The sequence below is a fragment of the Methylibium sp. genome, assembly GCF_013817345.1.
Taxonomy (GTDB): domain Bacteria; phylum Pseudomonadota; class Gammaproteobacteria; order Burkholderiales; family Burkholderiaceae_C; genus Methylibium.
Map to the genome: position 1 here is coordinate 1 of NZ_JACDCW010000008.1, position 16726 is coordinate 16726.

Annotated in this window: 19 protein-coding genes; 6 read left to right on the plus strand and 13 right to left on the minus strand. The window is 69.0% G+C overall.

What is annotated here, in order from left to right; genetic code table 11:
• Both H0W40_RS02575 and H0W40_RS02580 read left to right on the plus strand, forming a co-directional pair.
• Nucleotides 1–260, plus strand: a 260-nt coding sequence (locus H0W40_RS02575; protein WP_292442905.1) for a DUF47 domain-containing protein, incomplete at its 5' end; no start/stop codon positions are given.
• A 90-nt stretch (nt 261–350) separates the two neighbouring features.
• Entirely contained in the window at nt 351–1361 is a 1011-nt protein-coding gene (locus tag H0W40_RS02580; RefSeq protein ID WP_292442906.1) for an inorganic phosphate transporter, read from the plus strand.
• 96 nt (nt 1362–1457) lie between these two features.
• Here the strand turns inward: H0W40_RS02580 and H0W40_RS02585 are convergent, their stop codons facing one another.
• The 7 genes from H0W40_RS02585 to H0W40_RS02615 form a co-directional block, all read right to left on the minus strand.
• Complete coding sequence (locus H0W40_RS02585; protein WP_292442909.1) at nt 1458–1985, minus strand: SRPBCC family protein; 528 nt, start codon at nt 1983–1985, stop codon at nt 1458–1460.
• Between the two features lie 41 nt (nt 1986–2026).
• Nucleotides 2027–2986 (minus strand): PQQ-binding-like beta-propeller repeat protein, encoded by a 960-nt coding sequence (locus H0W40_RS02590; protein WP_292442912.1) that lies wholly within the window; start codon nt 2984–2986, stop codon nt 2027–2029.
• Between the two features lie 114 nt (nt 2987–3100).
• Nucleotides 3101–4270, minus strand: a complete 1170-nt coding sequence (locus H0W40_RS02595; protein ID WP_367153719.1) for a hybrid sensor histidine kinase/response regulator — start codon at nt 4268–4270, stop codon at nt 3101–3103.
• The gene (locus tag H0W40_RS02600; protein ID WP_292442915.1) at nt 4271–4900 is read right to left on the minus strand and encodes a hypothetical protein; all 630 of its coding nucleotides are present in this window, start codon (nt 4898–4900) and stop codon (nt 4271–4273) included.
• Nucleotides 4901–5016: 116 nt separating this feature from the next.
• Nucleotides 5017–5772 (minus strand): response regulator transcription factor, encoded by a 756-nt coding sequence (locus H0W40_RS02605; protein ID WP_292442917.1) that lies wholly within the window; start codon nt 5770–5772, stop codon nt 5017–5019.
• 131 nt (nt 5773–5903) lie between these two features.
• A complete protein-coding gene (locus H0W40_RS02610) occupies nt 5904–6356 on the minus strand; it encodes a MaoC family dehydratase (RefSeq protein ID WP_292442919.1) in 453 nt (150 codons plus the stop codon).
• Between the two features lie 70 nt (nt 6357–6426).
• Nucleotides 6427–7047, minus strand: a complete 621-nt coding sequence (locus tag H0W40_RS02615) for a ParA family protein (RefSeq protein ID WP_292442921.1) — start codon at nt 7045–7047, stop codon at nt 6427–6429.
• A gap of 121 nt (nt 7048–7168) precedes the next feature.
• Between H0W40_RS02615 and H0W40_RS02620 the strand changes: the two genes are divergently transcribed.
• The gene (locus H0W40_RS02620) at nt 7169–7816 is read left to right on the plus strand and encodes an NAD(P)H-dependent oxidoreductase (protein WP_292442922.1); all 648 of its coding nucleotides are present in this window, start codon (nt 7169–7171) and stop codon (nt 7814–7816) included.
• Nucleotides 7813–9615, plus strand: a complete 1803-nt coding sequence (kefC, locus tag H0W40_RS02625; protein WP_292442925.1) for a glutathione-regulated potassium-efflux system protein KefC — start codon at nt 7813–7815, stop codon at nt 9613–9615. The genes H0W40_RS02620 and kefC overlap by 4 nt, the downstream gene beginning before the upstream one ends.
• 21 nt (nt 9616–9636) lie before the next feature.
• Here the strand turns inward: kefC and H0W40_RS02630 are convergent, their stop codons facing one another.
• The 3 genes from H0W40_RS02630 to panB all read right to left on the minus strand — a co-directional run bounded on the left by H0W40_RS02630 (nt 9637) and on the right by panB (nt 13538).
• Nucleotides 9637–11793: a S9 family peptidase gene (locus H0W40_RS02630; protein ID WP_292442926.1), complete on the minus strand. Its 2157-nt coding sequence runs from the start codon at nt 11791–11793 to the stop codon at nt 9637–9639.
• Nucleotides 11794–11795: 2 nt separating this feature from the next.
• Entirely contained in the window at nt 11796–12635 is an 840-nt protein-coding gene (panC, locus tag H0W40_RS02635; RefSeq protein WP_292442927.1) for a pantoate--beta-alanine ligase, read from the minus strand.
• 63 nt (nt 12636–12698) lie between these two features.
• A complete protein-coding gene (panB, locus tag H0W40_RS02640) occupies nt 12699–13538 on the minus strand; it encodes a 3-methyl-2-oxobutanoate hydroxymethyltransferase (RefSeq protein WP_292442930.1) in 840 nt (279 codons plus the stop codon).
• A gap of 94 nt (nt 13539–13632) precedes the next feature.
• On the opposite strand from panB, the gene H0W40_RS02645 reads away from it, so the two are divergent.
• Nucleotides 13633–13800, plus strand: coding sequence for a rubredoxin (locus H0W40_RS02645; RefSeq protein ID WP_292442932.1), 168 nt, complete (start codon nt 13633–13635; stop codon nt 13798–13800).
• Nucleotides 13797–14948, plus strand: coding sequence for an FAD-dependent oxidoreductase (locus H0W40_RS02650; RefSeq protein ID WP_292442934.1), 1152 nt, complete (start codon nt 13797–13799; stop codon nt 14946–14948). The genes H0W40_RS02645 and H0W40_RS02650 overlap by 4 nt, the downstream gene beginning before the upstream one ends.
• Before the next feature lie 88 nt (nt 14949–15036).
• Here H0W40_RS02650 and H0W40_RS02655 read toward each other — a convergent pair whose 3' ends face one another.
• From H0W40_RS02655 to H0W40_RS02665, 3 genes are read right to left on the minus strand one after another with little or no spacing between them, the layout of a single operon-like run.
• Entirely contained in the window at nt 15037–15867 is an 831-nt protein-coding gene (locus H0W40_RS02655) for a ScpA family protein (protein ID WP_292443006.1), read from the minus strand.
• Nucleotides 15868–15919: 52 nt separating this feature from the next.
• Entirely contained in the window at nt 15920–16120 is a 201-nt protein-coding gene (locus tag H0W40_RS02660; RefSeq protein WP_292442936.1) for a DUF3460 family protein, read from the minus strand.
• A gap of 51 nt (nt 16121–16171) precedes the next feature.
• The gene (locus tag H0W40_RS02665; protein WP_292442937.1) at nt 16172–16615 is read right to left on the minus strand and encodes a hypothetical protein; all 444 of its coding nucleotides are present in this window, start codon (nt 16613–16615) and stop codon (nt 16172–16174) included.
• Nucleotides 16616–16726 lie beyond the last annotated feature (111 nt).

Consider the following 16726-nt stretch of genomic DNA (forward strand, 5'->3'; position numbering starts at 1 on the left):
AGCACGCCGTGTCGCTGCTCGGGCGCATCAGCGAAGCGAGCGCGGCCGAGGGAGCCCTCAAGATCTGCGAGGAGATCGATCACCTCGAGAGCGACGCCGACCGCGTCATGCGCTCGGCGATGAGCAAACTGTTTCGCAACGAGCCCGACGTGCGTGAGCTCATCAAGCTCAAGGCGATTTACGAGATGCTCGAATCGATCACCGACCGGTGCGAAGACGTGGCCAATCTGATCGAGGGCATCGTCCTCGAGAATTCCTGAAATGACGGCCCCCGAGCTCGCTGCGCTCGTGACCCGCCAAGGGGGCGCTCAGCTCTCTCGGGAACGGTCCGTCGAAAGCTGAGGGGCCCGATGGAATCGGTGCAGCTCAGCCTGTGGCTCGTGGCGATGCTGGTGGTCCTGGCCATCGTCTTCGACTTCATGAACGGTTTCCACGACGCGGCCAACTCCATCGCCACGGTCGTTTCCACCGGCGTGCTCAAGCCGCAGCACGCGGTGCTCTTCGCCGCCTTCTTCAACTTCGTCGCGTTGTTCGTCTTTCAGCTCTCGGTGGCGGCGACCATCGGCAAGGGCATCGTGGAGCCCGGCGTGGTGGACGCCAACGTGGTGTTCGGCGCGCTGGTCGGCGCCATCGCGTGGAACGTGATCACCTGGTGGTACGGCATCCCTTCGTCGAGCTCGCACGCTCTCATCGGCGGCATCGTCGGCGCGGTGATGGCCAAGGCGGGGCCGGGCGCGCTGCTCACCGGCGGCGTGTCGAAGACGATGGCCTTCATCCTCGTTTCGCCGGTGCTCGGCTTTCTGCTCGGCTCGCTGCTGATGGTGGCAGTGGCGCATGTGTTTCGCGGCACCACGCCGCTGCGCATCGACCGGCTGTTCCGCCGCGGACAGCTCGTCTCGGCTGCCATGTACAGCCTGGGCCACGGCGGCAACGACGCGCAAAAGACCATCGGCATCATCTGGATGCTGCTCATCGGCTCGGGCTACGTGGCCGCCAGCGACCCCTTGCCACCGCTGTGGGTGATCTGGAGCTGCTACATCGCCATCGCGCTCGGCACCCTGTTCGGCGGCTGGCGCATCGTGAAGACGATGGGGCAGAGGATCACCAAACTGAAGCCCGTGGGCGGCTTCTGTGCCGAGACCGGCGGGGCGATCACGCTGTTTCTCGCCACCGGCCTGGGCATCCCCGTCTCGACCACACACACCATCACCGGCGCCATCGTCGGCGTGGGTTCGACGCGGCGGCTCTCCGCTGTGCGCTGGGGCTTGGCTGGGCGGATCGTGTGGGCATGGGTCTTCACGATTCCGGCGTCAGCGTTGATTGCAGCGGTGTTCTACGGGTTGAGTCGGCTGGTGTTTTGAGAGTCTGCGACGAGACGGGCGATCACCACGAAAAACGGCGGCCAAGGGCCGCCGCTTCTTTGATCGAGGCGCGGCCATCAGCCGCAGCCGTTTTACCTACTTCTTCTCGATCAGCTTCTTCAGATTCGCCAAGCCCGCCTGGTACACGTCCGTGACCGCCTTCAGCGCCGCCTCGTCGTTCTGGTCCGGCGGCGGGTCGTTGTTCGGGAAGCCGCGGTAGAAAGCACCGCGCCACTGCACGACCGATTTAGAGGCGTCGTCAGCCGAGCTCACCGTGATGTTCGAGGTGTAGTTCGTGACCGGCAGCGCGCCGCCGTCCTTGCCGCGGTAGCTGTAGGTCTTGCCGGCGTCGTTGTACTTCTCCAGGCTCTCGACCAGGCTGCCGCCGCCCTCGAGTTCGAGCGTGCGCACGGAGCCTTCGGCATTGCCCTTGTCGGCCGGGCTGGCCTTCACGGCAGGGTGCCACTTGGCGAGTGCGTCGAAGTCCTTGATCTGCGCCCACACCTGGTCGGCGGGCGCATCGATGGTGACCTTCTCGACCACCTTTTGGCGGGTCGGGCCGTGGGCCAGCGTCACGCTGGTAGCGAAGGTCAGCGCCGCAAGGGCGAGCCACCGTGAATGCATTCGAAAGTCTCCTGTCGTTCGGGGGTGAGAAGCAAGGCGGATCAGCGCGCAGGCGCTTCGCCGATGAAAGCGCCGAAGCCGCGCGGGTTGCTGCCGGTGGCCACGGTGTAGAGCGGCTTGCCGGTGGCGGCTTCGAGGACCGCCACATTTTCGTCCATCCAGTTGACGACCATCACCCGGTCACCTACCGAGGCCACGCCTTCGGGGTAGCTGAAACCGCTCAGGGTCTGCACCGACTGGAGTGTGTCGGGATCGATCACCGAGACACTGTCGTCGCGCTGGTTGGTCACGTACAGGCGCTTGCCGCCCGCCGCCAGCGCCGCGCCGTAGGGTGCCTTGCCGACCTTCACGGTGCCGATCACCTTGTCGGTGCGCGCGTCGATCACCGAGACGCTGTCGCTGTAGACGTTGAGGGCATACAGGCGTTGGCGCGCGGCATCGAACAGCAGGGCGAACGGGTGCTCCTGGACCGCGATGCGCGCGCGCACCTTGCCGCTGGCGACATCGACGGCAGCCACGACGTTGTCGTCGCGTTCGGCCACATAGACCGTCTTGCCGTCGGCCGCCACCGCAACACCGGCCGGTGCACGGCCGAGCGGCACTCGGAGCACTTCCTGGTGCGTGTCGGTATCGAAGCCGAGCAGATGCGCGCCGAACCAGTCGGCCACGTACACGCGCGTTCCGTCGGGCGAGGCGTCGATGCCGACGGCGCCCTTGCCGGCCGGCAAGGTGTCGATGACGCGCTGGGTGCGCATGTCGATCACCGAGACGGCATTGCTGTCGGGTGCCGTGACGAACACCTTGCCGGCCCGGCTCACCGCGACCACGCCGGCCGGCGACTTGGCCACGGGAATCGTCGCCGCGACCTCTCGGGTGGCAAGGTCGACCACCGAGACGCTGTGATCGCCCTGGTTGGTGATGTAGGCGAAGGGCGCGGTGTGTGCGGCCGCCGCAGAACAAAGCAGGCTCAGGCCGAAGATAAATCTGGTGGTCAGGGACATGAAGCGGTGTGCGCGGCAAGGAGGGCCGATCTTGCCGCGTGCCGGTGTGCCACGCCCGCGGTCGGACTCTCGACCCGCCCACCCACCGACGAGAAGGATCGCGGCAACGCTCTCTCAGCGCACGCCGAGCTTGAACGCGATCATCGCGCGCAGCTTGTTCGGCGCCACGGGCTTGATGAGCAGGTGGAAGTCGTCGCGGCTGGCTTCCTCCTCGTGGCCACTCATGGTGCTGCCGGTCACCAGGATGGCGGGCAGCGTGCTGCCGAAGGCGGTGCGCAGGCTCTTGAGCGCTTCGGTGCCAGTGCGTCCGTTCGGCAGCCGGTAATCGACGATGGCCAGGTCGGGCGCCGGCGGCTCGCCGCGCGCCCAGGCCTCCACGGCCTCCACCGACTCGAAGGCGTGAACCGTCGCGCCCCAGCCCTTGAGCAGCACCACCAGACCTTCGCGCACGGCCGGCTCGTCTTCGACCACGAGGATCTCGCGGCGCTCCAGGGTGAGGCCCAGGCCCGGCTTGCGCGCGGCCGGCGCCAGCGGGTGCGGGCGCGGCGGCTTGCCGAGCGGCAGGGTCAGCGTGAACACCGTGCCGCGCCCGGGCACCGAGGCCAGGGCGAGCGGCGCATCCTGCAGGCGCGCCAGGCGCTGCACGATGGCCAGGCCCAGGCCGAGGCCCTTGGACTGGTTGGCCTGCAGCGGCGCATGGGCCTGCACCTGGTAGAACTCTTCGAAGATGCGCGACTGCTCGGCCGGCGCGATGCCCAGGCCGGTGTCCCAAACCTGCACCTGGACCTGCGGGCCGCGCCGGCGCGCGCTCACCAGAATGCCGCCGTCTTCGGTGTAGCGGATGGCGTTGGAGAGCAGGTTGCGCACGATGCGATCGATCAGCACCGGATCGCCGAACACCGGCAGGTCGCCGCCGCGAAAGCGCAGGGCCAGGCCTTTCTCGAAGGCGGTGGGCTCGCACTGCAGCTTGAGACGCTGGAACACGTCTCGCAACGCGAAATGTTCGGGGCGCGGATCGACGCCGCCGGTGTCGATCTTGGTGATGTCGAGCAGCTCGCTGAACAGGCCTTCGAGCGCATCGACCGAGCTGTTGATGCTGTTGACGAGGTGGGTCACTTCCTCGTCTCCGCGACTCTTGGCGCGCAGCGCCTCGGCGAACAGGCCCATGGCGTGCAGCGGCTGGCGCAGGTCGTGGCTGGCGGCGGAGAAGAACTGGGTCTTGGCGCGATTGGCAGCCTCGGCGACGCCACGGGCCTGGTCGGCCGCGGCCTTTTCGACCAGCAGTTACTTGGCAAGACGCTCGGTGCGCAGCCTGAGCTGCGCCGACTCGGCGAAGCTGCGGCGGTAGGTGCGCCCGAGAAGCATCGACATGCCGTAGATCAGCGCCACCACGCCGGCCATCTGCAGTGCCTTGGGGTCGTCGTGCGTGGCGACGCGCGCGATCGTCGGCAGGAAGCACAGCGAGATGAAGGCAAAGAAGACTCGGTACTGCGAGGCGAGCATCGCCACCGCGCCGACGCAGTAGCTGTAGACCGTGAGCAGCAGCGTGGTCTGGTGGAAGGGGCCGCCCTCGCCGTAGAACAGCCAGCCCGCCAGACCCCACATCGCTCCGGACGCCAGCGCGCCCGCGTTCCAGCGGCGCTGCCAGGTGAGCGCGGCGTCGCGCGCAGCGCCTTCGCCGGCGCGGTGATAGGCGCGCAGCGTGACGGCCCGCAACACCCAGAGCAGCGCGAACATCGACGCCCAGACCAGCACCTCGGTGCGCGGCCCCACCGGCCAGAAGATGAGCACCAGCACGACCGCGCCCAGCATGTTGCCGCCCAGCGAAACGGGGCCCTGCGCGTAGGCGAAACGCACCGCGTCGGGCAGCAGTTCGGCTCGCGAGGCCGGCGGTGTATGCGGCGCCTCGGTCATCGGGGAGTCGCCGGTGGCGACGGGCGCCGGGCCGGACGCGCCGCTCGCACCGGTGGAGACAGCGGCCGGAACTTTGGCCGCCGCAGTACCCACCGCTACGGCGCCGCCGGCCATGCTCAACGCCCGCTGCGCCGCCAGGCGGTGATGCCGCCCGCCTGCTGCGTCATCTGGCTCACTGCCAGCACGGCCTGGGTGCGCGAGTTGACGTTGAGCGCGCGCAGCACGGCGGCAACGTGGTCCTTGATCGTCTCGACCGAGACGCCCAGTTCGCGCGCGATCAGCTTGTTGGGTTTACCCTGCAGCAGCAGCGCCAGCACGTCGGTCTGGCGCGGCGTGAGGCCGATCGTGGCGAGGCTGGGCGGGTTTTGCTGAAAGCCGCCTTGCGTCGATTGCGTGCCCACCACGCGCAAATACCCGGGTGTGGTGTCAACATCGGCCGGCGAAACCGCGCTGCTGTCGGCGCTGCTGCCGCCATCGGTGCCCATCGTCATCGGCGGCACGTAGATGCCGCCCGACATGACGAGGCGCAGCGCCTCGAACAGCGTCTCGTTGCTGGCCCGCTTGGGCACGAAGCCCATGGCGCCCATGTCGATGGCGCGGATGACATCGCTGGTGCGGTCCGATGCCGACACCACCACCACCGGCAGCGCCGGGTAGGCGGTGCGCAGTTCGGTCAGCAGATCGAAGCCGTTGGCGTCGCCGAGTTGCAGGTCGAGCAGCACCAGGTCGAACTCGGCGTCGTCCTGCAGCGTGGCGCGGGCCGCGGCGGCGCTGTTCGCGCCGGCCACGGTCACGTCGTCGCCCAGGCCCTGAATGACTGACTTGAGAGCAGAAAGGATCAGCGGGTGGTCGTCGATCAACAGCACTTTCATCGCGGCGGCTTTCCAGTGAACCCGCGTCGATGGTAGCGGAGGGCAGCGGCGCAGCGCCACGCCGGCGGCTGGCGTTCTGGGGGTAGCCCCGTGCCCCGGGGACACCGCCCCTGGCTGCAACGGAGCAGCCGCTAGAGGTAGCGCCGCGTCAGCGATACGGCCACGCAGACCGGCTTGTCGGCGCCTTCGCGCTCCACGGTTGCTTCGACGGTGAGCTGCGCACCGCCGGCGATGGGCTCGTATGCAAGCAGGCGCATGTGGGCTCGCACGCGGCTGCCCACCGGCACCGGGGCGGTGAAGCGCACCCGGTTCAGCCCGTAGTTGATGCCCATGCGGGTATCGGCCACCGCGAAGGCGGTCTGGAAAAAGACCGGCAGCAGGCTCAGGGTGAGAAAGCCATGCGCGATGGTCGCGCCGAACGGACCGGCCGCCGCGCGCTCGGCGTCGGTGTGGATCCACTGGTGGTCTTCCGTGGCCGCGGCGAAGCGGTCGATGCGCGTTTGTTCGATGAGAACCCATTCGCTCGTGCCGAGAGGCGCACCGACCAGCGATTGCAACTCAGCGAGGCGATCGAAGGTTCTCATCGTTCGCAGTGCCCCGCAGCCGGCGTCCGCGCGCCGCGCCCTGCCGGAATTCGCGGCGAACCGGCCGCCCTCATTCGGCCTGCGCCCATCGCGTCACCGGGCGCCATTGCTCGAGATCCTTCTCGACCCGGCTCGGCGCCACGTCCCACAGGGCCAGCCCTCGAGCGGCCAGATGGATGTAGTTCTGCGTGTCGCGCAAATGGCCGAGCAGCGGCACGCCCAGCGTGCCCAGGAAAGCCGCGAGCTGATCGGCCGAGATGGTGCCCTCGCGCACCCGGTTGCCAATCACAGCGACGGCGACGCGCTCGCTCTTGCGGCGCGCCAGCAGCTCGGTGATGAAGTCGCGCGTGGCGTAGATGTCGAAGATGCTCGGCTGCAGCGGCACCAGCACGCGGTCGGCCAGCTTCATCACCTCGTCGAGCTTCCTGCCGTGCAGCCCGGCGGGCGTATCCAGCACCACGTGGGTCGTGCCCTTGGGCGGCTTGACCAGGCGGTCGATCGTCACTTCCCAGCCGGCCACCGCCGGCACCGCCTGCGGGCGCAGCCCGAGCCAGGTGCGGGACGACTGCTGGCGATCGACGTCGCCCAGCATCACCGCGCACCCCTCGCGCGCCAGATAGCCCGCAAGGTTGGTCGCGAGCGTGGACTTGCCCACGCCGCCTTTCGGATTGGCCACCACGATCACCGTCATCGCTCGCCTCCACGCTCCGGGTTGTCGCCGGACAATGCCCGGCGATGGTAGCGGCTGCAGCGCCCCGCAACGCCGCCACTGCACCCCGCAGCCGCGCGCTGCCTTGAACCGGACCGCTCCCATGGCCCACGTGCTGGTGCTCGCCGCCCACCCCGATCTGCGCCTCTCGAAGGTGAACCTGGCCCTGCTGCGTGCGGCGCATGAACTGGCGGCCGCGCCCGGCGCTTCGCTGGAGGTGCGCGACCTCTATGCGCTCTACCCCGACTACGTGATCGACGTGCACGACGAGCAGGCCGCCGCGGAGCGCGCCGACCTCATCGTCTGGCTGCATCCGGTGCAGTGGTACTCGATGCCGCCGCTCATGAAGCTGTGGCTCGACGAGGTGCTGACCCTCGGCTGGGCCTACGGCCGCAGCGGCAGCGGCCCCGGCCGGGCGCTGCGCGGCAAGGACCTGTGGCTGGTCGCCTCGACCGGCGGCGCCGAAGCCGCCTACCGCCCGGACGGCTACAACCGCTACTTCTTCGACGCCTTCCTGCCGCCCTACGAGCAGACCGCCGCGCTGTGCGGCCTGCGCTTTTTGCCGCCGCTGGTGCTGCATGGCGCGCATGCGGTCGGCACCGAGCGGCTGGCCGTGCATGTGAGCACCTGGCGCGAACGGCTGGCGACCTATCCCGCGTGGCCGGAGCTGGCTGATCTGGAGCAGTGCCCCGATTGCGACGTGCCGGCGGGCGACCGGCCGGCGACGCAGGCCGTGCAGGAGGCGGCATGAACTGGCTCGGCAACAGCCTCGTGTTTCTGGCTGCGGCCGTGCTCGCCGTGCCGCTCGCGCGGGCGCTCGGGCTCGGCTCCATCGTCGGCTACCTGATCGCCGGCGTGGTGATCGGCCCGCATGTGTTGCAGCTCGTCGGCGACGCCGAGACGGTGCTGCGCTTTGCCGAATTCGGCGTGGTGCTGATGCTGTTTCTGGTCGGGCTGGACCTCGAGCCACGCCGGCTGTGGTCGCTGCGAGCGCCGATCTTCGGCTGGGGCGGCGCGCAGGTGCTCGGCTGCACGGCGCTGCTGGGCGCCGCAGCCTGGGCGCTGGGCGTGTCGCCCGCCACGGCGCTCGTGGTCGGCTTCGGCCTGGCCATGTCGTCGACCGCGATCTCGCTGGTGGTGCTGGGCGAGCGCAACATGCTCCCCACGACCTCCGGGCAGTCGGTGATCTCGATCTCGCTGTTCCAGGACATCATGTCGATCCCCTTCCTGGCCGTGCTGCCGCTGCTGGCCGCGCAGCAGGCACCGGCCGGCGGCGGTGGGAAGCAGGCCCTGCTGGTGCTCGGCGCCATCGTTGCGGTGGTGCTCGGCGGGCGGCTGCTGCTGCGCCCCGCGCTACGCGGGATCGCGAACACCCGCTCCACCGAGATCTTCACCGCCGCGGCGCTGCTGCTGGTGGTGGCGCTGGCCTCGCTGATGGATGCGCTCGGCCTGTCGATGGCGCTCGGCGCCTTCCTCGGCGGCGTGCTGCTCGCCGACAGCGAGTACCGCCGTGAACTGGAGACCGACCTGGAGCCCTTCAAGGGCCTCTTCATGGGCCTGTTCTTCATCGCAGTAGGCATGAGCGTGGACTTCGGTGTGGTCCTGGCACGCTGGCCGTTGGTGTTCGGGGTGGTGCTCGGTTTCCTGCTCGTCAAGGTGGCGGTCATGCTGGTGATCGCCCGCGCCATGCCGGTGCCGCTGGCGGAGCGGCCGGTGTTCGTGCTCATGCTGGCGCAAGGCGGGGAGTTCGGCTTCGTGGTGTTCCAGGCGGCCACCCAGGCCGGGGCCATCGAGCCGGCGCTCGCCTCGGTGATGGTGGCAGCGGTCGCGTTGTCGATGCTGCTGTCGCCGCTGCTGGTCGGCCCCATCGACCGCTATGCGGGCGGCCGGCTCGCGGCCAGAGGCAAGCCACCGACGCCGGACGGCCTGGCCGAGCCGCAGGACGCGCCGATCATCATCGCCGGCTTCGGCCGTTACGGGCAGATCGTCGGCCGTCTGCTCTATGCGAACGGCCTGAAGGCGACGGTGCTCGAGCACGACGCCGAGCAGATCGATTTCCTGCGCCGCTTCGACTTCACGGTCTACTACGGCGACGCGACCCGGCTCGATCTGCTGCGCACCGCCGGCGCGGCGAGCGCGAAGGTGCTGGTGCTGGCGATCGACGACACCGAGCAAAGCCTCAAGGTGGCCGATCTGGCACGCGAGCACTTTCCCGACCTCACCGTCGTGGCACGCGCGCGCAACGTGCAGCACTGGTACCAACTCCGCGACCGCGGCGTTGCGCACATCGAGCGCGAAACGCTCGATGCCTCGCTGATGAGCGCGCGCAGCGTGCTCGAGCTTCTCGGCTGGCAACCGCACCGCGCGCGAACGCTGGCGATGCGCTTTCGGCGTCACAACATCGATCAGCTCGAGGCGATGTGGCCGCACCGCAAGGACCAGGCGAGGCTGGTCTCCATGGCCCGCGCCGGTCGCCAGCAGCTCGAGGAGCTGTTCGCGCAGGACCGCGCCAACCGCGAAGAACGGCGGCGCGAGGGCTGGGGCGAATGACGCGCGGCAGTGCGTGGCGCTTCAGCGCGCCAAACCCCACTGATCCAGCATGAAGGTAGAGCTCAGCGACAGCTCCCACAGCGCATCGAAGCGCCCTGAAGCGCCGCCGTGGCCGGCGTCGAGGTTGATCTGCAGCAGCACGGGGTTGTGGTCGGTTTTCAGGGTGCGCAGCCGCGCGGCGTACTTGACAGGCTCCCAGTACTGCACCTGGCTGTCGTTGAGGCCGGTCTCCAGCAGCATGGCCGGATAGGCGCCGCGCTGCAGGTTGTCGTAGGGGCTCCAGGCACGCAGCCAGCCGTACTGCGCGGCAATCTTCGGGTTGCCCCATTCGAGGAACTCTCCCACGGTCAGCGGCAGCGATTCGTCGAGCATGGTGTTGATCACGTCGACGAAGGGCACCTCGGCGACCATGGCCTTGAACAGCTCGGGCCGCTGGTTGACCGCGGCGGCGACCAGCAGCCCGCCAGCGCTGCCGCCCTGAATGATCAACCGCGACGGCTCGGTCCAGCCTTGCTCGATGAGCGCCTCGGCGCAGGCGATGAAGTCGCTGAAGCTGCGGTGCTTCTCGGCCATCTTGCCGGCGTCGTGCCAGGTGCGGCCGAGGTCGCCGCCGCCGCGCACGTGGGCGATGGCGAACACGACGCCGCGGTCGAGCAGCGACAGCCGCGCCGATGAAAACTCCGGCTCGCTCGGGATGCCGTAGCTGCCGTAGCCGTAGAGCAGCAGGGGTTGCGGGCCGGCCTCGTTCGTTTGTTCGAGCGTGCGTTCGTCCGCTTTCGTGTTAGCCCCTGCGTTCGCCCGGAGATCGCGCCGGTACACGAGCGAGATCGGCACTTTCGTGCCGTCCTGGGCCGTGGCATCGAGTCGTTCGCTGGCATAGAGCGAAGCATCGAAGCCGCCCAGCACCGGCTCGCGCTTGCGAAGCACCCGCTCTTGCGTGGCGAGGTCGTAGTCGTAGACCGCGGCCGGCGTAACCAGCGAGGTGTATTCGAAGCGGAACTGTGTGGTGTCGAACTCGGCGTTGTCGAAGCCGCTGGCGCTGTAGACCGGCTCGTCGAAGGCGACGCGGTGCTCTTCGCCGCTGAGCAGATCGCGCACTCGCAACTGCAGCGAGCCCTTGATCCTTTCGGTGACGACCAGATGCCGCGCGAAGACGTCGGCCTCTTCGAGCATCACGTCGCCGCGGTGCGCGATCAGCTCGGTGGCGCGCGCCAATTTGGGCCGACGCGCATCGACGCTCGCCAGCCGGTTGTTGCGGCCGGTGTCGTTGACGAGCAGGTAGAAGCGGCCCTCGCGGTGGTCGATCGAGTATTCGATGCCGCTGCGCCTCTGCAGTACGACCCTCGGCCTCGCCAGCGGGCGGTCGGCGTCGAGCACCCGGACCTCGCTGGTGTCGGCGCTGTCGATCTGCAGTACCACGTAGCGGTGGTCGCGCGTCTTGCCGAGGCCGAGGCTGAACGCCTCGTCGGCCTCCTCGAAGAGCAGGCGGTCGGGCCGGCCGCTGCCGATGACGTGGCGCCACAGCCGGTGCGCACGCCGGGCCTCGTCGACCGTGAGGTAGTAGAGCGTGCGGTTGTCGTTGCCCCAGACCGCGCCCTCGGTGCCCGGGATGGCCAGGGGCAGGACGGCGCCGCTGGCGAGGTCCTTGACGTGCAGCGTGTAGTCGAGGCCGCCCGTTTCGTCGAGCGAAAACGCGAGCCAGCGGCCGTCTGGGCTCACGTCGAAGCTCCCGAGCTCGAGATACGCCTTGCCTTCGGCCATCTCGTTCAGGTCGAGCAGCACCTCGTCAGCGGCATGCGCATCGAAGCGCCGCTCGGGGCCCGCTGCTGCGCGGCGGATTTCCACCGGGTACTGGCGGCCGGCCAGCGTGCGGCTCGAGTACCACCACCGTCCGTCGCGGCAGGGCACGTCCTCGTCGTCCTGCTGGATGCGGGCCAGCATCTCCTCGTAGAGCTGCTTGCGCAGGGCGGCATGAGGTGCGAACCAAACCGCGGTGTGTTTGTTCTCGGCCTTCAGGTGCCTGAGCACGCGCGGATCGTCGCGATCGCGCAGCCAGAAGTAGTCGTCGATGCGGCGCTCGCCGTGCAGGCTCACGTCGCGGGGCTCGCGCGGCGCGACCGGTGCCGCGGGTGCCGCGGGCCGGCGCGGCTTGTGGCGCGCGGAGTACCCGGCAGCCAAGCTCAGAGCTCGAGGTTGTCGATCAGCCGCGTCTTGCCGATGCGCGCCGCCGCCAGCGCCACCAGCGCCTCGCCGGCGGCAACCTGGTCCGCACTCGGCGACTGCAGGTCGCTGCGCCGCCTTACCGCGACGTAGTCGGGCTGCCAGCCGCGCGAGCGCAGCGTGTCCATCGCCCGCGCCTCGATCGCGACGAGATCCCTCTCGCCCCCCTTCACCGCCGCCTGCACCGCGCGCAGGCTCGCCTGCAACTGCGGCGCCTCGGCGCGCTCGCTCGCGCTGAGATAGCCGTTGCGCGAACTCAGGGCCAGGCCGTCGTCGGCTCGCAAGGTCTCGCCGGCGAGCACTTCGAGCGGCAAGGCGAACTGCCGCACCATGCCGCGAATGACCATCAGCTGCTGGTAGTCCTTCTTGCCGAACACAGCGATGCGGGGCTGGACGCACTGCAGCAGCTTCATCACCACCGTGCACACGCCGGTGAAGAAGCCGGGCCGGAAGGCGCCCTCCAGAATGCCGGCCAGCTCGGCGGGCGGTTGAATCGTGTAGGTCTGCGGCTCGGCATAGAACTCGCCCTCGTCGGGCGCGAACACGAGGTCGCAGCCTGCGCCTTCGAGCAGTTCGCAGTCGCGCCCCAGGTTCCGGGGGTAGCGGTCGAAGTCCTCGTTCGGGCCGAATTGCAGCCTGTTGACGAAGATGCTGGCCGCCACGGGCCCGCCGTTCTCTCGGGCGAGTCGCAACAGAGCGAGATGGCCCTTGTGCAGATGGCCCATCGTCGGCACGAAGGCAGGCGCCGGTGCACCGGCCAGCGCGGCGCGCAACTCGGCAAGGGTGTGAACGATGCGCATCGGCTCTTGGCCTCCTTGACGGCCGGGCAGCAGACCGCGCGGCTTCTCGTGAATCCGGAACGCTCAGTAGGCGTGGACGGCTTCGTCGGGGAAGCTGCCGTCCTTCACCGCGGCCACGTAGGCTTGCACCGCCGCTTCGATCGAGGCGTGGCCGTCCATGAAGTTGCGCACGAAGCGCGGCAGCTTGCCGCGCGTGACGCCGAGCATGTCGTGCAGCACCAGCACCTGGCCGGCGGTGCCGGCGCCGGCGCCGATGCCGATGGTCATGAGGCCGGGGCTGTCGGCTTGCACGTCGCGTGCCACAGCGGCGGGCATGAGTTCCAGCACCATCATCGCGGCGCCGGCTTCGGCCAGCGCCTTGGCATGGCGGCGCAGCGTCGCGGCGCCGGCTTCGTCCTTGCCCTGAATGCGATAGCCGCCCAGCGCGTGCACGCTTTGCGGGGTGAGGCCGAGGTGCGCACACACCGGCACGCCGCGCTCGACCAGGAAGTTCACCGTCTCCGGCGTCCAGCCGCCACCTTCGAGCTTGACCATCTGCGCGCCGGCGGCCATCAGGGTGCCGGCATTGCGCAGGGCCTGGACCGGGTTTTCCTGGTAGCTGCCGAACGGCATGTCGGCGATCAGGAAGGCCGACCGGGTGCCGCGCGAGGTGCTGCGGGTGTGATAGCCGATCTGCTCCATCGTCACCGACAGCGTGCTGGGCTGGCCCTTGAGCACCATGCCGAGCGAGTCGCCGACGAGGATGCAGTCCACCCCGGCCGCATCGACCAGCGCGGCGAAGCTGGCGTCGTAGGCGGTGAGCATGGCGATCTTCTCGCCGCGCGCGTGCATCTCGCGCAAGGTGTGCAGCGTCACCGGCTTGCGGGCGGAGGGACGGTCGGCGGGCGACGTTTGGCTGCTCATGGTGCGGTGCGGCAATGGGTCGTGGATTCTAGACATGCACCTGCCTGCCTCGCACCCTTGCCAGCGGCTCGCGAAGACAGGACAAAATTGCCTCATGAAAAAGTACGAGTGCGGCGTGTGCGGATTCATCTATGACGAAGCGCTGGGCCTGCCCGACGAAGGCATCAAGCCCGGCACCCGCTGGGAGGACATTCCCGCAGAGTGGCTGTGCCCGGACTGTGGTGTGGCCAAGAGCGACTTTGAGATGACGGAGATCCGATGACTGCTCCAGTGATCGTCCTGGGCAGCGGCCTGGCCGGCTACACGCTGGCCCGTGAGTTTCGCAAGCTCGACACGACCACGCCGCTGGTGGTGGTGAGCCGCGACGAGGCCGGCTTCTATTCGAAACCGATGCTGTCGAACGCGCTGGCCGGCAAGAAGTCGCCGGCCGCGCTGGTGATGAAGCCCGCTGCCACGATGGCCGCCGACCTGAACGCCACCGTGCTCGCGCGCAGCAGCGTCGCGGCGATCGACACCGCGGCACGACGCATCACCCTCGACGACGGCCAGGGGCTCGGCTACCGCGACCTCGTGCTGGCACTCGGCGCCGACCCGATCCGCCTGTCGCTCGCTGGGGACGCGGCCGATCAGGTGCTCTCGGTCAACGACATCGACGACTACGCGCGCTTCGCCGAACGCCTGGAAGGGGTTCGGCAGGTCTGCATCCTCGGCGCCGGCCTGATCGGCTGCGAGTTCGCCAACGACCTGCTGCACCGGGGTGTGGCCCCGATGGTCCTCGACCTCGCCGACCGACCCCTCTCACGCTTGCTGCCGCCGCAGGCCAGCAGCCGTCTGCGCGAAAAGCTCGAAGCCGCCGGTGTGGCGTTTCGCTTCGGCGTGGCAGTCGCACGCGTCGATCACCGCGAAGGCGGCGGGCTGCGCCTGCAGCTCACCGACGGCAGTGCACTTGAGTGCGACCTGCTGCTCTCGGCCATCGGCCTGCGCCCGCGCACCTCGCTGGCCGAGGTCGCCGGCCTGGCGGTCGAGCGCGGCGTCGTCGTCGATCGGCATCTCACCACCTCGGCCTTGCATGTCCACGCCATCGGCGACTGCGCGCAGGTCGAAGGCCATTGCCTGCCCTACGTGATGCCGCTGATGCAGCAGGCCCGCGCGCTCGCCGCCACCCTGGCCGGCACGCGCACGCCGCTGGCCTACCCGGCCATGCCGGTGGTCGTGAAGACGCCCGCCTGCCCCACGGTGGTGTGTCCGCCGCCGATGGACGCTGCCGGCATTTGGAAAGTCGACTCCGACGAAGCGGGTCTCGAAGCCCGCTTCGTCTCAGCCAATGGCCGGCTGCTCGGCTTCGCGCTGCTGGGAAATGCCACGCCGCGCAAGCAGGCGCTGGCAGCGCAGGTGCCCGCGCTGTTCTAGCGGCGAGTTCGGGCTAGCGGCCACGTTTCGGCCAGCAGGTGTCTTGGCTATCGCAACGGCTGCCGCGTCCGGCTGCGCGGACGAAGCATCAGGCCGGCTGGTAGGCCAGCCGGACGTAGATCGGCGCGAAGGCTTCGGCCTGCGTCAACTCGATCAGGTGCTCGCGTGCCAGCTCGAGCGTGGCGATGAAGGTCACCACCTTCACCTGCGGCGGCCGCTCGGCGTCGAACAGGTCCTCGAACATCGCGAAGCGCCGGCCCTGGAGCCGGCGCAGCACGATGCTCATGTGCTCGCGCACCGACAGCTCCTCGCGGCTGATCTTGTGGTGCTGGATCAGGCTGGCGCGTTTGAGGATGTCCAGCCAGGCCTCACGCAATTCGGACGGCTCCACCTCCGGATACTGCGGCGCCAGCGACTGCTCGATGTGCACCTGCGCGCGCAGAAAATCGCGGCCGAGTTGCGGCAGGCGCTCGAGCCGCGCGGCGGCCAGCTTCATCTGCTCGTACTCGATCAGCCGGCGCACGAGTTCGGCGCGCGGATCCTCGGCTTCCTTGCCCTCCTCGCTGCGCCGGGGCGGCAGCAGCATGCGCGACTTGATCTCGATCAGCATCGCCGCCATTAGCAAATACTCGGCGGCGAGTTCGAGGTTGCGCTTGCGGATCTGCTCCACGTAGGCCAGGTACTGGCGCGTCACATCCGCCATCGGGATGTCGAGGATGTTGAAGTTCTGCTTGCGGATCAGGTACAGCAGGAGGTCGAGCGGGCCCTCGAAGGTTTCGAGAAAGACCTCCAGCGCGTCGGGCGGGATGTACAGGTCGTTCGGCAGCGCGAAGAGCGGCTCGCCGTACAGGCGCGCCAGCGCGATGTGATCGACCACGTCGGCACGCGCTTCGGTGCCCAGCACCGGCGCATCGGGCATCACCGTCTCGTCGCTGCTCATGTCGCGCAGCAGGGCCCCGGGGGAATTGCGCTCAAACCTTGGATTGGTAGACGTAGGACTGCTGCGGAATCCGATCCGAGCGCTGCTCGGCCAGCCGCTCGCGGTCCTGCGGGCGGTCCCACAGCAGCGCGCGGCCGCTGCGCTGGCGCTCCTCGAGCAGGGGATCGCGCTCCTTGAGCGTCGCGATGAAATCGGTGACGTCGGAGCGGTAGGCTTTCCAGAACAGCGGCATGGCAGCACTTCAGAGTCGAGCCGACGATTTTAACGACGCCGGCAAAGCCGTTCAGCCGCGCAGTCGCTGCAAGGCCGTCAGCACCGCGCCGCGCACCGCCTCTTCGAGCCCGCAGACCAGGCCCACCGACCCGTCCGCAGCGCCCAACCGCCGCCAGGCCCGCGGCAAAACGTCCTGCACGAGTCTTTCGACTCCGGCGGCGACCAGGCTGCGCTGCTCGGGCGTGCCGTCGCCGCCGATCAACACGAGAAACTCGAACAGCGCCGAAGCCTCCCACAACCGGAACGGCTCGGCATCGAACAGAGCCGGCAAACCTTCGAGTCCAGCCGTGCTGCGCAGGGTGGCCAGCGTCTCGCGACCGTTCGGCGACTTGTCGAGCACGATGAGATAGAGGCGGGCCGTGCCCACCGGACCGAACTCGCCCGCGCGCAGGCGGCGGCCCAACTCACCCGCCAGCTGCTGGCCTTGTGCCTGGCGGCGCTTTGCTTCACCCATTTTTCTGCGGTTTGATGATCCAGGCCGGATTGTCTATCCGCCGCACTCCTGCACGTAGGACTCGACCCACGCCCGCTCGCCGCACTGTCCGATGGCGGCCAGAAGACAGGC

Excerpts from the sequence above, each read along its gene's own strand:
- H0W40_RS02650 (WP_292442934.1), top strand. The coding sequence starts at position 13,797 with ATGACTGCTCCAGTGATCGTCCTGGGCAGCGGCCTGGCCGGCTACACG.
- panC (WP_292442927.1), bottom strand. The coding sequence starts at position 12,635 with ATGCGCATCGTTCACACCCTTGCCGAGTTGCGCGCCGCGCTGGCCGGT.
- H0W40_RS02580 (WP_292442906.1), top strand. The coding sequence starts at position 351 with ATGGAATCGGTGCAGCTCAGCCTGTGGCTCGTGGCGATGCTGGTGGTC.
- H0W40_RS02615 (WP_292442921.1), bottom strand. The coding sequence starts at position 7,047 with ATGACGGTGATCGTGGTGGCCAATCCGAAAGGCGGCGTGGGCAAGTCC.
- H0W40_RS02665 (WP_292442937.1), bottom strand. The coding sequence starts at position 16,615 with ATGGGTGAAGCAAAGCGCCGCCAGGCACAAGGCCAGCAGCTGGCGGGT.
- H0W40_RS02605 (WP_292442917.1), bottom strand. The coding sequence starts at position 5,772 with ATGAAAGTGCTGTTGATCGACGACCACCCGCTGATCCTTTCTGCTCTC.
- H0W40_RS02590 (WP_292442912.1), bottom strand. The coding sequence starts at position 2,986 with ATGTCCCTGACCACCAGATTTATCTTCGGCCTGAGCCTGCTTTGTTCT.
- H0W40_RS02585 (WP_292442909.1), bottom strand. The coding sequence starts at position 1,985 with ATGCATTCACGGTGGCTCGCCCTTGCGGCGCTGACCTTCGCTACCAGC.
- kefC (WP_292442925.1), top strand. The coding sequence starts at position 7,813 with ATGAACTGGCTCGGCAACAGCCTCGTGTTTCTGGCTGCGGCCGTGCTC.
- H0W40_RS02610 (WP_292442919.1), bottom strand. The coding sequence starts at position 6,356 with ATGAGAACCTTCGATCGCCTCGCTGAGTTGCAATCGCTGGTCGGTGCG.
- H0W40_RS02645 (WP_292442932.1), top strand. The coding sequence starts at position 13,633 with ATGAAAAAGTACGAGTGCGGCGTGTGCGGATTCATCTATGACGAAGCG.
- H0W40_RS02655 (WP_292443006.1), bottom strand. The coding sequence starts at position 15,867 with ATGCCCGATGCGCCGGTGCTGGGCACCGAAGCGCGTGCCGACGTGGTC.
- H0W40_RS02620 (WP_292442922.1), top strand. The coding sequence starts at position 7,169 with ATGGCCCACGTGCTGGTGCTCGCCGCCCACCCCGATCTGCGCCTCTCG.
- panB (WP_292442930.1), bottom strand. The coding sequence starts at position 13,538 with ATGAGCAGCCAAACGTCGCCCGCCGACCGTCCCTCCGCCCGCAAGCCG.
- H0W40_RS02600 (WP_292442915.1), bottom strand. The coding sequence starts at position 4,900 with ATGACCGAGGCGCCGCATACACCGCCGGCCTCGCGAGCCGAACTGCTG.
- H0W40_RS02660 (WP_292442936.1), bottom strand. The coding sequence starts at position 16,120 with ATGCCGCTGTTCTGGAAAGCCTACCGCTCCGACGTCACCGATTTCATC.